This window comes from Thermus sp. FJN-A (assembly GCF_054655095.1).
This window is the reverse complement of the sequence record NZ_BAAHSC010000300.1, coordinates 1-236: the sequence shown is the minus strand read 5'-3', so window position 1 is coordinate 236 and position 236 is coordinate 1. Positions and strand designations below refer to the sequence as shown.

1 pseudogene is annotated in these 236 nt (G+C 77.1%); it reads left to right on the top strand.

The window, feature by feature from the left end:
• A pseudogene (locus tag ACYQ0J_RS13795) lies at positions 1–236 on the top strand (metal-dependent hydrolase); the annotation flags it as partial.

Here is a 236-nt window from a genome sequence, read left to right as displayed (position 1 = left end):
GCGGCCTTCGCCCCCGGGGAGGAGGCCTCCTTGGAGCTCCCCGCCCTCCCCGCCCTGCCCACCCTCCACCCCCTGGTCTTCTCCCTCCCCTCCCTCTCGGGGCTTCTGGTGAAGCCGGGGGACCGGGTGGAGGAGGGGGAGCCCATCGCCCGGCGGGTGGACGAGGGGCCCCTGCGGGACCTCGAGGACCAGGCCCAGGCCAAGGCGGAGGAGGCGGCCCGCCTCGAGGCCGAGCT